Source organism: Streptomyces noursei ATCC 11455, assembly GCF_001704275.1.
GTDB classification, from domain to species: domain Bacteria; phylum Actinomycetota; class Actinomycetes; order Streptomycetales; family Streptomycetaceae; genus Streptomyces; species Streptomyces noursei.
Genome location: NZ_CP011533.1, coordinates 7,688,205 through 7,701,077, shown reverse-complemented (window position 1 = coordinate 7,701,077; position 12,873 = coordinate 7,688,205). Strand labels below are relative to the sequence as shown.

At 74.3% G+C, this 12,873-nt stretch carries 13 protein-coding genes; 6 read left to right on the top strand and 7 right to left on the bottom strand.

Annotated features, from left to right (window positions below; translation table 11 throughout):
* Positions 1 to 100: 100 nt before the first annotated feature.
* Positions 101 to 1,237 carry an aminoglycoside phosphotransferase family protein gene (locus SNOUR_RS32865; RefSeq protein ID WP_067354329.1) on the top strand — a complete coding sequence of 379 codons (1,137 nt, stop codon included), beginning with the start codon at positions 101 to 103 and terminating at the stop codon, positions 1,235 to 1,237.
* Positions 1,238 to 1,574: 337 nt separating this feature from the next.
* Positions 1,575 to 3,593, top strand: a complete 2,019-nt coding sequence (locus SNOUR_RS32860) for an N-acetylmuramoyl-L-alanine amidase (protein WP_067354325.1) — start codon at positions 1,575 to 1,577, stop codon at positions 3,591 to 3,593.
* Positions 3,594 to 3,681: 88 nt separating this feature from the next.
* Here SNOUR_RS32860 and SNOUR_RS32855 read toward each other — a convergent pair whose 3' ends face one another.
* Together SNOUR_RS32855 and SNOUR_RS32850 are read right to left on the bottom strand one after the other, a co-directional pair.
* Complete coding sequence (locus SNOUR_RS32855; RefSeq protein WP_067354322.1) at positions 3,682 to 4,179, bottom strand: hypothetical protein; 498 nt, start codon at positions 4,177 to 4,179, stop codon at positions 3,682 to 3,684.
* A 73-nt stretch (positions 4,180 to 4,252) separates the two neighbouring features.
* Entirely contained in the window at positions 4,253 to 4,858 is a 606-nt protein-coding gene (locus SNOUR_RS32850) for an ABATE domain-containing protein (protein WP_067354319.1), read from the bottom strand.
* Between the two features lie 50 nt (positions 4,859 to 4,908).
* Here SNOUR_RS32850 and SNOUR_RS32845 point away from each other — a divergent pair, with 50 nt between their 5' ends.
* From SNOUR_RS32845 to SNOUR_RS32835, 3 genes are read left to right on the top strand one after another with little or no spacing between them, the layout of a single operon-like run.
* Positions 4,909 to 5,097, top strand: a complete 189-nt coding sequence (locus tag SNOUR_RS32845; protein WP_067354318.1) for a hypothetical protein — start codon at positions 4,909 to 4,911, stop codon at positions 5,095 to 5,097.
* Positions 5,094 to 5,843 (top strand): maleylpyruvate isomerase family mycothiol-dependent enzyme, encoded by a 750-nt coding sequence (locus SNOUR_RS32840; protein ID WP_067358976.1) that lies wholly within the window; start codon positions 5,094 to 5,096, stop codon positions 5,841 to 5,843. Before SNOUR_RS32845 ends, SNOUR_RS32840 begins: the two co-directional genes overlap by 4 nt.
* Entirely contained in the window at positions 5,834 to 6,577 is a 744-nt protein-coding gene (locus SNOUR_RS32835) for a leucine-rich repeat domain-containing protein (protein WP_067354315.1), read from the top strand. The genes SNOUR_RS32840 and SNOUR_RS32835 overlap by 10 nt, the downstream gene beginning before the upstream one ends.
* Positions 6,578 to 6,669: 92 nt before the next feature.
* On the opposite strand, the gene SNOUR_RS32830 is transcribed toward SNOUR_RS32835, so the two are convergent.
* The 5 genes from SNOUR_RS32830 to SNOUR_RS32810 form a co-directional block, all read right to left on the bottom strand.
* Entirely contained in the window at positions 6,670 to 6,912 is a 243-nt protein-coding gene (locus SNOUR_RS32830; RefSeq protein ID WP_039638223.1) for a DUF397 domain-containing protein, read from the bottom strand.
* An 87-nt stretch (positions 6,913 to 6,999) separates the two neighbouring features.
* Positions 7,000 to 8,181, bottom strand: a complete 1,182-nt coding sequence (locus SNOUR_RS32825; protein ID WP_067354312.1) for a thiolase family protein — start codon at positions 8,179 to 8,181, stop codon at positions 7,000 to 7,002.
* Positions 8,178 to 9,224, bottom strand: a complete 1,047-nt coding sequence (locus SNOUR_RS32820) for a thiolase family protein (protein ID WP_067354310.1) — start codon at positions 9,222 to 9,224, stop codon at positions 8,178 to 8,180. The genes SNOUR_RS32825 and SNOUR_RS32820 overlap by 4 nt, the downstream gene beginning before the upstream one ends.
* Positions 9,224 to 10,204 (bottom strand): Zn-ribbon domain-containing OB-fold protein, encoded by a 981-nt coding sequence (locus tag SNOUR_RS32815; RefSeq protein ID WP_067354307.1) that lies wholly within the window; start codon positions 10,202 to 10,204, stop codon positions 9,224 to 9,226. Before SNOUR_RS32815 ends, SNOUR_RS32820 begins: the two co-directional genes overlap by 1 nt.
* Positions 10,205 to 10,228: 24 nt before the next feature.
* Entirely contained in the window at positions 10,229 to 11,074 is an 846-nt protein-coding gene (locus tag SNOUR_RS32810) for a crotonase/enoyl-CoA hydratase family protein (protein WP_067354306.1), read from the bottom strand.
* Positions 11,075 to 11,237: 163 nt separating this feature from the next.
* Here SNOUR_RS32810 and SNOUR_RS32805 point away from each other — a divergent pair, with 163 nt between their 5' ends.
* Positions 11,238 to 12,866: an acyl-CoA synthetase gene (locus SNOUR_RS32805; RefSeq protein WP_067354303.1), complete on the top strand. Its 1,629-nt coding sequence runs from the start codon at positions 11,238 to 11,240 to the stop codon at positions 12,864 to 12,866.
* Positions 12,867 to 12,873: the final 7 nt, after the last annotated feature.

The window sequence follows — 12,873 nt, the reverse complement described above, 5'->3', positions numbered from 1 at the left end:
CCTACGGATCGGCCGCCTGTACGGGGCCCGTTCGCGGGTTCCCGCCACCGGGCCGGGAGCGCACGCAACTCGTCGGCGCACGAAGGGACCTGTCTCACCCATGTATGCAGCATCGTCCGCCGTGACCGCCCCCACCCGGACGTACCGCCCGCACCCCCACGGGAGCGGGCCGTATCTCGATCCCTCCCCGGCCGCGGGGGCGGTGACCGGACTCCCCGGCGGCCGGAACCGGCGGGCACAGGGGATGGGCACCCAACCGCTCAGCGGGAGACTCGATTTGTCCGGCCCCCAGGGCGCCCAGCTGCGCGCCGCCGTCGCCTCAGTGCACCGCATCTGCCCGGAGTTCAATCCGGTCCAGGTGTTGCGCCGCGGCGGGAAGTCCGTACTGCTCCTGGGGACGACCGGTCGGATGAGCGCCGTCGCCAAGTGTTTACTGGACCACTCCCCCGCGTGGGCCGAGAGCTTCCGGCAGGAAATAAGTGCGTACCGGGCGTTCGTCCGGCACCGTCCGCCGGTCCGGGTGCCGCGGCTGGTGGCGGCCGACCCCGACAACTGCACGCTGGTGGTGGAGCGCATGCCGGGGCGGGTGGCGGCCCTGGCGCGGCACCCCTCCGAGGCCCCGCCGCGGGCCGATGTGCGGGCCGCGCTGGCGGCGATCTGCCGGGTCAACGCCTGGCGTCCGCCCGCCGGGCTGTTCGACGCCCCGCTGGACTACGCCGGCCGGATCGGGCGCTATCACGATCTGGGACTGCTCACCGACCGCGACATGGGCGATCTGCAGAAGCTGCTGCACGGGCTGGCGCACACCCAGGGCCAGTTCTGCCACGGCGACGCCCTGTTGAACAACGTCCTGCTCTCGCCCGCCGGCCCGGTGCTGCTGGACTGGGACAACGCGGGCTGGTACCTGCCGGGTTACGACCTGGCGACGCTGTGGACGGTGCTCGGCGACGCGCCGGTGGCCCGCCGGCACATCAGCCAGCTCGCCCAGGCGGCGGGCACCACCGCGCGGGACGCCTTCCTGGTGAACCTCATGCTGGTGCTCACCCGCGAGATCCGGCGGTACGAGACCGCGGTGCAGCGGACCATGCGCGAGCCCGCACCGACCACCACTCCGGGGGCGGGCCACCACCCCGGGGCACCCACGGCGGGCGAGGAGCAGCGACTGCTGCTGCGCAGGCTGCACGACGACGCGCAGATGGCGCGGCGGGCGGTGCGGGCGGCGGTCGGCACCCGCTGACCGCCGGGTGCCGACCGGTGCCCGAGGGGAAATCTGTGAGCGGCGCGCCCGTACCCGGGCCGCGCCGCTCACCCGTGCATTGGTCCATTCCACTGATGCCCCGCAGGTCCCGGGTCGACTCCGGGAAGGCTCCTGGCGGTGCTGCCCTGACATGCGAAAACCCAACCGGGTGGGGTGATTGACGGCGCGTCGGCAAATCTATGGTTCTCGGCCGACCGGGGCCTTACGCTCGGGTTCTCCCGCGCGACCGCGGCCTGGCCGGTTCACGCACCACCGGGCAGGCCCTGGCACACCACCGTCACACCGCCCCGGCTCGGGCCGGCTTGAGGAGGCTGCTTTGCGAGGATCCGCACCGGAAGACGCGCCGAGAACCCGCCATCCCGCCCTACGCAGATCCGCCACCGCCGTCGCCGCCGCGGCGCTGCTGCTGCCCCTGCTCGCCGCGGCCCCGTCCGCGCGGGCCGGTGAGTCCCCGTCCGGCGCCCTGCAGCGGGCCTTCGGCGACGCCGCCGCGCGCTACCACGTCCCGCGCAGCGTGCTGCTGGGCGTCTCGTACCTGGAGTCCCGCTGGGATGCCCACGGTGGTGCGCCCAGCGTCTCCGGGGGCTACGGGCCGATGCACCTGACCGACGCCCGGGCGGCCGTGGCGCGGGCGCCGGAGTACAGCGCGGACGGCGAGGACGCCCGCGGCGACGGTGCGCGGCCCCTGCGCACGGCCGGGCGGTCGCCGTCCCGGCGGGTGGCGCTGCCCGCCGAACTCCCGGCCCGGTTGCGGACGTTGCCGACCGCGGCGCGGCTGACCGGGCTGCCGGCGGCGCGGCTGCGCACCGATCCGGCGGCGAACGTGCGGGGCGGGGCCGCCCTGCTGGCCGCCGCGCAGCGCGCGCTGGGGCTGCCGACCAGCAGCGACCCGGCGAAGTGGTACACCGCGGTGGCGCGCTACGGCAGCGGGGACGATCCGCGCAGCGGCGCGGCCTTCGCCCGGGACGTCTTCGGGGTGATGCGGCAGGGGCTGAGCCGCACCACGGACGCGGGCCAGCGGGTCACGCTGGCCGCGGCGCCCCGGCTGACCGCCGACGCCACCCAAGAGAAACGTCTCAGCAGCGCCGCCACCGCCCGCCGCGCCGCCACGTCCGGTGCCGGCGGGGCGTTGGAGTGCCCCTGGTCGGTGGCCTGCGAGTCCTGGCCGGCTCCGTACGAGCAGTACGACGACGGGGCCAACTACGGCAACCACGATCTGGCCGACCGCCCGAAGGACCAGCGGATCGACGCCATCGTCATCCATGACACCGAGGGGTCGTGGGAGACCACGCTGCGGCTGATCAAGGACCCCAAGTACGTGTCCTGGCACTACACCATCCGCTCGGCGGACGGGCTGATCGCGCAGCACGTGCGGACCCAGGACGTCGCCTGGCACGCGGGCAACTGGTACCTCAACTCGCACTCGATCGGCATCGAGCACGAGGGGTTCCTCGCGTCGCCGGACGCCTGGTACACGGAGGCGATGTACCGCGCCTCGGCCCGCCTGGTGAAGTACCTGGCGAGGAAGTACGGCATCCCGCTGGACCGGCAGCACATCCTGGGCCACGACAACGTGCCCGGCACGGTCCCCTCGACGATCCCGGGGATGCACACCGACCCCGGCCCGTACTGGGACTGGGCGCACTACTTCACCCTGCTGGGCCGGCCGTTCACCCGTACCGCGGGCCCGCGCGGCGGCCTGGTCACCATCCGCCCGTCCTACGACCGCAACCGGCCGGTCTACACCGACTGCGAGAAGGCCGGGCAGCCCTGTGCGGCGCACGGATCCGGCGCGGTGCGGCTGTACACCGCGCCCAGCGAGAGCGCGCCGCTGGTCCAGGACATCGGGCTGCACCCGGACGGCTCCGCCTCCACCACCGGGGTGAACGACACCGGGGCGCGGGCCACGACCGGCCAGCGGTTCGCGGTGGCGGGCCGGTCCGGCGACTGGACGGCGATCTGGTACCTCGGGCAGCGGGCGTGGTTCCACAACCCGCGCTCGCACCCGACGGCGGTGAACGCCAAGGGCCTGGTGGCCACGCCGAAGGCCGGCCGACTGGAGATCCCGGTCTACGGGCGGGCGTACCCGGAGAAGGAGGCGTATCCGGCGCAGGTGCCGGTGCAGGCGGTCACCCCGCTGCCGTACCGGCTGCTGGCCGGCCAGGAGTACGCGGTCGGCGGGCGGGTGCGGTCGGAGTACTTCTACTCCCCGACCTTCGACGTGACCAAGCACGCGGTGGTCCGGGGCCAGGACGTGTACTACGAGATCCAGGTCGGGCACCGGGTCGGCTATGTGCGGGCGGCCGACGTGGACGTCCGGTCCTCGGGGTCGTAGCGCCCTGACGGGCGGGAACGCGACGCGCCCGGTGGTGGCCCTGGGGCCCCACCGGGCGCGTCGCGTGCGCCGCCGGTCCGCCGCCGGGTCAGCCCTGCTGGAAGAGCTCCGCGGGCAGCGGCTTGAGCAGGGCGTAGAGGTCGTCGGTGATCGGGCGGTCCCAACTGGCGATGGTGACCAGCACCCCGTCGTTCCGGTCGAACTGCACGCAGGAGATGCGGCCCTCGGAGCACTTGATCCGCTTGACGATCAGGAGGTTGTCCTGGTGCATCACGGGGGTGTCCTCGGTCTCGACGACCGTCACCGGCTCGTCGTTGCCGAGCGCCGCGAGCAGTTGGGCGACCTCGAAGGGCACCTGTCCCTCCTCGACCTCGCGGGCCGGGGAGCCCTCCGGCAGATTGCCGATGATCATCGCCGGGCCGCGGCCGCCGAACAGGTCGTAGCGCAGGAACACGCCCTGGCAGCTCCCGTCGGGCGCGGGCAGCAGCCCGGCCCCGAGATTGCCGGGCCAGTCTCCCGGGTCCATGGCGAGTACGTCGAAGTCTGGACCGGCGGGAGTGGCGCTGCGGCGGCGGAGGAAGGACATGCCGCCATCGTACGTGGCCCGGCCCGGCGCACCGTGCGGGCGCCCGCCCCCGGCGCACCCCCGTGGCGCGCTCTCATTCGTCCCCGCTCCGCCGGCGCCGCTCGTGGTGGCGGGCGACCCTGGCGCGGTTGCCGCAGGAGGGTTTGCACCACTCCTGGCGGGCGTGGTCCTTGACGAAGTAGCGCACGCAGCGCGGGGCCGGGCAGGCCCGCAGCAGGGCGCGGTCCGGGCCGGCGAGGAAGGCGAGTGCGGCCCGGGCCAGTGCGGCGGTGAGCCGGTCGGCGGCGGGCGGGGCACCGGCCGGGAGGTCGCGCAGGACGGGGGGTGCGCCGGGTTCCCAGACGAGTCGGGGGGCGGTCGGGACCCGGGCGGCGGCGGCGTTCAGTCGGGCGAGCGCCTCGTCCTCCGGGAGCAGCCGGTGGGCGTCGGCGGAGCTGGGCGGGCCGGGGCGGACGGCGCGGGCGAACAGCGAGCGGACCGCGGCCCGCAGCTCCCGTACCGCGGTGAGCAGCGCCTCGTCCGCCGGGGGCGGGCCGTCCTCGGCGCAGTCCAGGGCGGCGGCCCGGTCGGCCGTCCAGGCCGCGAGCCCGGCGGTGTCGGCCAGGTCGTCGGCGACGCCGCCGTTTCCGTCGTGGCGGATGGTGACGGCGAGATCCAGGGCGAGCCGTGTTGCGTCCATGACGCTAATGGTACGGTCTCGCTCAACCATTAACACCCGAGGGGGGAAGCATGGCCGACATCCGTCAACTGCTGTGCGATCCGCCGGCGTTCGGGGACGGCGGGCTGCCGGATCGGACGCCGCGCGCCCTCCGGGCGGAGCCTGCGGGGTTCCGGCAGGGCGCCGAGGACCGCGACCGCACCCGGCCGGCGTACCGCCGTACCGGGACCGCATGGACGAAGGAGCTGCTGTGGCCATGACCCACCACGCCGCCGGCACACCGGCGAGCGCACCCCTTTCCGCCGAGGCCGTACGGGACGCCGTGGAAGCCGGGCACGCCCGGCTGCGCGCCCTGCTGCTCGGGCTCACCGACGCCGCGGTGCGCGGACCCAGCGCCCTGCCGGACTGGTCCAGGGCCCATGTCCTCGCGCACATCGAGGGCATCGGCCGGGCGATGGCCCGCCAGGCCCGCTACGCCCTGCGCGGAGAGCTGATCGAGCCGTACGACGGCGGGTTCCCGGCCCGCACCGCCGCCATCGAGGAGGGCGCCCGGCGCGATGCCGCGGCGCTGCGGACGGCGGTCGGCGACGCGCTGGCGGAGGCGTCCGCGGCCTGGGCGGCGGTCGGTCCGGACGACTGGTCCCGCCCGGTGCGCTACCGCGACGGCACGCTGCGCGACGCACTGCTGGCCTGGTGGCGGGAGCTGGTGATCCACACGTCGGACGCCGACCTGGGGCAGGGGACGGACCAGTGGCCGCCGGAGCTGTGCCACCACCTCCTGGGCCATCTGGCGCCCCGGGCACCCGAGGGCGTCCGACTGGTGCTGGAACCGGCGGGCGAGGCGGCGGCGCTCCGGTACGGTCCCGCCGACGCGCCGGTGGTGACCGTGCGCGGTCCGCTCACCGCGCTCGCGGCCTGGTTGGCCGGCCGCGCCCCGCACACCCCGCTCGGGTGCCTGCGGGCGGGCGTCGCCGGTCCGCTGCCGGAACTGCGGCCGTGGCCCTGACGCCGCGGCCCGCTCCGGGGCACCTCAACTACTGGCGGGCGGGCCTGGGTTCGGTACCGGAGGAGGTGTGGCGGCACCACGACTGCGAGGTCCTGATCCTGGCCGACAACCGCCTCACCCGGCTCCCTTCCGGCCTCGGCCGGCTGCGCCGCCTGCACACCCTCGACCTCGGGCACAACGCGCTCACCGAACTGCCCGAGGAGATCGGCTCGCTGGCCGCCGGCCTGACCCGCTTCCTCTACGTCCACGACAACCGCCTCACCGCCCTGCCGGACGCGCTGTGCCGGCTGAACCGGCTGGGCTATCTCAACGCCGGCGACAATCCGCTCGGGCGACTGCCGGAGGGGATCGGCGCGATGGCCGGATTGGTCGAACTCCGGGTGCAGCGGGCGGGGTTGGCGGCCCTTCCGGAGTCGGTGGGACGGCTGCGCGGACTCCGTGAGCTGTGGCTGGGCGGCAATGCGCTGACCGGGCTGCCGGACGGGGTCGCCGGGCTCGGCGCGCTGCGCGAGCTGGAGCTGCGCGACAACGCGCTGCCGCACGTCCCCGGGGCGCTGCGCGGACTGCCCCTGCTGCGGCGGCTGGACCTGCGCGGCAATCGGATCGACGCGCTGCCGCCGTGGATCGACGGGCTGCCGTCCCTGGAGAAGCTGGACCTGCGCTGGAACGCGGTGGACGACGCGGCGGCGCCGGTCCGGGCGCTGCGGGAGCGGGGGTGCGTGGTGCTCACATGACGGGCCGGCCCGCGCCGTCGGGCGGGGCCGGCCTCGGTCATCACGCACCAGTGGCGGTCCGATCGGACCTGCCCGGGTCGGACCTGCCGGGATCAGGTCAGGTCGAATTCGCCCGCACGGGCGCCGAGGACGAAGCCGCGCCACTCCGCGGGGGTGAAGATCAACGCCGGGATCTCCGGGCTGCGGCCGTTGCGCATCGCGACATAGCCCTCGACGAAGGCGATCTGGACGTCTCCCCCCACGCCCCGCGTGCTCGTCTGCCACTCCGCGTGGGTGAGGTCGAGTGCGGGCCTGGGCCCGCCCGCGAGCCGCTGGTCGGTGATGGTGTCGGCCACGTAACCACTCCTCCCGGTCGTCGTCGGTGGCCAGGGTAACGACTGGGCCCTGGGACGGACAGGGGACGTCCGGCCGCCGTGGGACCGTCAGCCGACCGGGGCCTCGGCGCCCACCAGCCACATCGAGAAGAACTGTGCGCCGCCGCCGTAGGCGTGCCCCAACGCCCGCCGGGCGCCGTCCACCTGGTGCTCGCCGGCCTGGCCGCGGACCTGGAGGGCGGCCTCGGCGAAGCGGATCATTCCGGAGGCGCCGATGGGGTTGGTGGAGAGCACCCCGCCGGAGGGGTTGACGGGCAGGTCGCCGTCGAGTGCGGTGGCGCCGGACTCGGTGAGCTTCCAGCCCTCGCCCTCCGCGGCGAAGCCCAGGTTCTCCAGCCACATCGGCTCGTACCAGGAGAACGGGACGTACATCTCGACGGCGTCGATCTGGCGGCGCGGATCGGTGATGCCGGCCTGCCGGTAGACGTCCGCCGCACAGTCCTTGCCGGCCTGCGGGGAGACGAAGTCCTTGCCGGCGAAGAGGGTCGGTTCGCTGCGCATCGCCCCGCCGTGGACCCAGGCCGGCGGGCGCGGGGCGCGGGCCGCGCCGGACCGGTCGGTGAGGACCATGGCGCAGGCGCCGTCGGAGGACGGGCAGGTCTCGGAGTAGCGGATCGGGTCCCAGAGCATCGGTGAGGACTGGACCTTCTCCAGGGTCAGATCGTGCTCGTGGAGATGGGCGTAGGGGTTCTTCAGGGCGTTGCGGCGGTCCTTGTAGGCGACCAGGGAGCCGATGGTGTCGGGGGCCCCGGTGCGTCGCATGTAGGCGCGGACGTGCGGGGCGAAGAACCCGCCGGCGCCGGCCAGCAGCGGCTGCTGGAACGGGATCGGCAGGGACAGCCCCCACATCGCGTTGGATTCGGACTGCTTCTCGAAGGCGAGGGTGAGGACCGTGCGGTGCACCCGGGCGGCGACGAGGTTGGCGGCGACCAGGGCGGTGGAGCCGCCGACCGAGCCGGCGGTGTGCACCCGGAGCATCGGTTTGCCGACGGCGCCGAGCGCGTCGGCGAGGTACAGCTCGGGCATCATCACCCCCTCGAAGAAGTCGGGGGCCTTGCCGATCACCACGGCGTCGATCTCCGCCCAGGTCGACTCGGCGTCCTCCAGGGCGCGTTGGGCGGCCTCCCGGACGAGTCCGGCGATCGAGACGTCGCGCCGGGCGGCGACGTGCTTGGTCTGGCCGACGCCGACGACGGCCACCGGCTCCTTCGCGGTCGCTGCGTTGCTCATCGCTCCCCCTCCAGGACGGCGACCAGGTTCTGCTGCAGGCACGGCCCCGAGGTGGCGTGCGCCAGGGCGCGGTCGGAGGCGCCGCGGTGGATGGCGGCGGCGGCCTCCCCGAGGCGGATCAGTCCGGCCGCCATCACGGGGTTGGCGGCCAACGCGCCGCCGGACGGGTTGACGCGGACGGTGCCGCCGGGGGCGTCGAGGCGCAGCGCGCGGCGCAGCACGACCTCCTGGGAGGTGAACGGGGCGTGCAGCTCCGCGGTGTCCACCGGTGCCTCGAAGGCCCCGGCGCGTTCGGCGGCGAGCCGGGTGGACGGCGAGTCGGTCAGGTCGCGGACGCCCAGGCTGTGCGCCTCGATGCGGTGGTCGATGCCGCGGATCCAGGCGGGGCGGTCGACCAGGCGGCGGGCGGTGTCGCCGGCGGCGAGGATCACCGCGGCGGCGCCGTCCACGACCGGCGGGCAGTCGCCGGTGCGCAGCGGTCCGACGATCCGCCGGCCGGGGTCGGCGTCCGCGCCGCCGCGGCTGCGCGCGCCGATCCCGGCCAGTTCGCGGGCGTCGGTGATCCCGCTGTCGATCAGGGCCTGGGCCTGGAGGGCGGCGAGCGCCACCGAGTCGGGCCAGAGCGGGGCGACGTAGTACGGGTCGAGCTGGCGGGTGAGGACCTCGCGCAGGTCGCCGGGCGAGGACTTGCCGTAGGCGTAGACCAGCGCGGTGTCGGCCTCGCCGGTGAGGATCTTGACCCAGGCTTCGTAGAGCGCCCAGGCGCCGTCCATCTCGACGTGGGACTCGGCGATCGGCGGCCAGGCCCCGACGCCGTCCAGGGCCATGGTGAAGGAGAAGGCCCGGCCGGCGAGGTAGTCGGAGGAGCCGGAGCAGGTGAAGTCGATGTCCCGGGCCTTGCGGCCGGTCTGCGCGAGCACGTCGTGCAGGACGGGCATCAGCATCTCGACCTCGGAGGTCTCCGCGCTGTCCGGGACGTGCTCGCTCTGCCCGAAGGCGACGACGGCGACCTCGCGCACCGGGCCGCGCACTGGCTCGGACATCAGATCAGCTCCTTGTAGCTGTCGTAGTCGGCGTCGGGCTCGCCGGTGGGGCGGTAGTGGTCGGGGATGGGGGCACCTCCCATGCCTTGAGGGCTATGGGGGAGTGCGCCCGCGGTCCATACGGGTTCGACGCGCAGCCCCATCCGCACCTGGTCGTAGGGGATGCCGCCGATCCGGGCGTGCAGCGCCAGGTCGGCGCCGTCCAGGGCGATGTGGGCGTAGACGTAGGGCACCTCGATGTCGAGGTTGCGGGCCTTGATGTTGACGATGCAGAAGGTGGTGACGGTGCCGCGGGGGCCGACCTCGACCTGCTCGCCGGTCGCCACGCCGCAGGTGGGGCAGGCGCCGCGGGGCGGCACGTACACCTTGCGGCAGGACGGGCAGCGTTCGCCGACGGTCTTCCGTTCGGCGAGCGCCTGGATGTAGCGGGACTGGGCGCCGCCGGGCGCGTAGGTGTAGTCGAGCCGGGCCGGGGCGGTGATACCGGTGACGGGATCGGCGAACTCACCGCTGTGCGGCGTGACGTGGTGCTCGGCCGCCTCGCCGTCGGCGGGCTCGAAGCAGGCGATGTCGGTGATGGCGCCGGTGCGTTCGACGGCCCAGCGGATCCGGACCCGCATCCCGGTGCGCACGGCCTCCGGGGCGGGCGCGTCGAGGGCGTGCAGCAGGGCGGTGTCGGCGCCGTCGAGCCGGACCAGGACCCAGGCGAAGGGGGTGGCCAGCGGCTGTCCGCGGCGCGGGGAGGGGTTCCAGGCCCAGGTGGTGACGGTGCCGGTCGGCGCGACCTCGACCAGGTCGCGCAGTTCGTCGGCGGTGACCGGGTCGTACTCGACGGGCGGCACCACCACCCGGCCGTCGCGGGCCCGGATCCCGAGGACGGTGCGTTCGCGCAGTCCGGTGAGGAAGGCGCCCTGGACCGGCCCGAGCGAGCGGGTGAAGGGGAATTCCACGACGAGCGGTGCGGTGAGGACCTCTGACATGGCGGACTCCTCGGTCGGGTGGGATCAGGCGCGCCGGAAGACCGGTGGCCGCTTCTCGGCGAAGGCGCGGGAGCCCTCCTTGGCGTCGGCGGTGTCGAAGATCGGCCAGCCGCGGGCGAGTTCGGCGGCCAGCCCGTCGGCCTCGGTCAGTTCCGCGGTCTCGTAGACGGACGCCTTGACCGCCTCGACGGCGAGCGGGCCGCAGGCGTTGATCCGTTCGGCGATCTCCAGGGCCTTCTCCAGTGCGGTGCCGTCGGGGACGACGTGGCCGATCAGGCCGATCCGGGCGGCCTCGGGCGCCGGGTAGGGGCGGCCGGTGAGCAGCATCTCCAGGGCGTGGGTGCGGGGGATCTGCCGGGGCAGGCGGACGGTGGAGCCGCCGATGGGGAACAGGCCGCGCCGGACCTCGTAGAGCCCGAAGGTGGCGCCCTCGCCGGCGACCCGGATGTCGGTGCCCTGGAGGATCTCGGTGCCGCCGGCGACGCAGTGGCCCTCGACGGCGGCGATCACCGGTTTGCGCGGGCGGTGGTGGCGCAGCATCGCCTTCCAGTGCAGGTCGGGGTCGGCGCGCAGCCGTTCCCGGTACGCCTCGCCGGTCATCCCGCCGCCGGCCAGCGCCTTGAGGTCCATGCCGGCGCAGAAGGAGCCGCCGGCGCCGGTCAGCACGATCGACCGGATGCCGTCGTCGGCGTCGGCGGCGAGCCAGCCGTCATGGAGGCCGACGAGCATCGGCAGGGACAGCGCGTTCTTCGCCTCCGGCCGGTCGAGGGTGAGCACCAGTGTCGCGCCGCTGCGCGTCACGGTGAGGTGTTCGGTGCCCGCGTCCTCCGGCCGAGCCGGTGCGGTCGCGGCGTGTTCGGTCCCGCCCATTCCGTCCTCCCGTCTCACGACGTAGAACAGGTTGCAGTAGCCGCACGGCGAGTTCAAGGCTTTTCTGACGACCAGTCAGTTTTCTTGGCCCCGGCCCTTCCCTGCGCTCCGCCGCGGCGCTCTAATGACCGCCGAGCCGACGCCCGCCCGGTCTGGAGGAGCCATGGAGTACAACCTCGCCGACCTCTTCGAGTCGATCGTCGACACCGTCCCCGACCGCGAGGCGCTGGTGCACCTCGACCATCCGGGCACCGGCGCCGAGCGGCGACTGACCTACGCGGAGCTGGACCGGGCCGCCAACCGCCTGGCCCACCACCTCGCCGACCAGGGCGTCGGCCCCGGCGACCACGTCGGCCTGCACCTCTACAACGGCGTCGAGTACCTCCAGACCGCCTACGCGTGCCTGAAGATCCGCGCCGTCCCGGTCAACGTCAACTACCGGTACGTCGAGGAGGAGTTGGCCTACCTCTACCGCGACGCCGAGCTGGTGGCACTGGTCTTCGACGGGGAGTTCACCGAGCGGGTCGCCGGGGCGCTGCCGCGGGCGCCGGGACTGCTGCACCTGGTGCGGGTCGGTGCCCCGCCCGCGGGGGCCGCCGAGCCCTCGATCGCGCCGGTGCCGCTGGCGCAGGCCATGGGGGCCGGCTCCCCCGCCCGCGGCTTCGGACCGCGCTCCGCCGACGACCGGATCGTCATCTACACCGGCGGGACCACCGGGATGCCCAAGGGCGTCGTCTGGCGCCACGAGGACATCTTCTTCTCCGGGATGGGCGGTGGCGCGCCGACCGGGGAGCCGGTCGGCCGCCCGCAGGAACTGGCCGAGCGGGTGGCGGCCGGCGGCGAGGGCCTGGTCTTCTTCCCGACGCCGCCGCTGATGCACGGCACCTCGACGCTCACCGCGTTCATCGCCTTCCACTTCGGCCAGAAGGTCGTCGTCCACCGCAAGTTCGTGCCGGAGGAGGTGTTGCGCACCATCGAGCGGGAGCGGGTCACCAGCGTCTCCCTGGTCGGCGACGCGATGCTGCGACCGCTGGTGGACGCGCTCGCCGGGCCGCTCAAGGGGACCGACTGCTCGTCCCTGTTCAGCGTCAGCAGCTCCGGGGCGATCCTCTCCGACACGGTCCGCGCCCAGTTCGCCGCGCTGGTGCCGAACGCGTTACTGCTGAACAACTTCGGCTCCTCGGAGTCCGGATTCAACGGCACCGCCACCGACGACTCCGGCCCGGACAAGGGCTTCCGCCTGAACGTCAACTCCCGGATGGCCGTGGTGGACCCGGCCACCCACCGGCGCTCCGCGGTAGGCGAACCGGGCCGGCTCGCGCTGCGCGGCCACGTCCCGCTCGGCTACCACAACGACCCGGCCAAGACCGCCGAGACGTTCTTCGAGGCCGACGGCGACCGGTGGGTGCTGCTCGGCGACATGGCCACCGTCGGCGCCGACGGCGTGGTCACCGTGCTCGGCCGGGGCTCGCAGTGCATCAACTCCGGCGGGGAGAAGATCTATCCGGAGGAGGTCGAGCAGGCCCTCAAGGCGCATCCGGACGTCTACGACGCGCTGGTGGCCGGCGTCCCGGACGACCGCTGGGGCAACCGGGTCGCCGCCGTCGTCCAACTCCGGCCAGGCGCCGACCCGTTGGACCTCACCGCCCTCCAGACGCACTGCCGGACCCGGCTGGCCGGCTACAAGGTGCCGCGCCAGGTCGTCTTCGCCGACCGCATCCAGCGGTCACCCAGCGGCAAGGCGGACTACCGCTGGGCGAAGGCGGTGGCGGCGGGCGAACGGGAGGCGTGAGCGACCG

Bases quoted from the DNA above. Each gene is read 5' to 3' on its own strand.
- SNOUR_RS32815 (WP_067354307.1), bottom strand. From the start codon at position 10,204: ATGTCAGAGGTCCTCACCGCACCGCTCGTCGTGGAATTCCCCTTCACC.
- SNOUR_RS32820 (WP_067354310.1), bottom strand. From the start codon at position 9,224: ATGTCCGAGCCAGTGCGCGGCCCGGTGCGCGAGGTCGCCGTCGTCGCC.
- SNOUR_RS32805 (WP_067354303.1), top strand. From the start codon at position 11,238: ATGGAGTACAACCTCGCCGACCTCTTCGAGTCGATCGTCGACACCGTC.
- SNOUR_RS32840 (WP_067358976.1), top strand. From the start codon at position 5,094: ATGACCCACCACGCCGCCGGCACACCGGCGAGCGCACCCCTTTCCGCC.
- SNOUR_RS32825 (WP_067354312.1), bottom strand. From the start codon at position 8,181: ATGAGCAACGCAGCGACCGCGAAGGAGCCGGTGGCCGTCGTCGGCGTC.
- SNOUR_RS32850 (WP_067354319.1), bottom strand. From the start codon at position 4,858: ATGGACGCAACACGGCTCGCCCTGGATCTCGCCGTCACCATCCGCCAC.
- SNOUR_RS32865 (WP_067354329.1), top strand. From the start codon at position 101: ATGTATGCAGCATCGTCCGCCGTGACCGCCCCCACCCGGACGTACCGC.
- SNOUR_RS32845 (WP_067354318.1), top strand. From the start codon at position 4,909: ATGGCCGACATCCGTCAACTGCTGTGCGATCCGCCGGCGTTCGGGGAC.
- SNOUR_RS32810 (WP_067354306.1), bottom strand. From the start codon at position 11,074: ATGGGCGGGACCGAACACGCCGCGACCGCACCGGCTCGGCCGGAGGAC.
- SNOUR_RS32855 (WP_067354322.1), bottom strand. From the start codon at position 4,179: ATGTCCTTCCTCCGCCGCCGCAGCGCCACTCCCGCCGGTCCAGACTTC.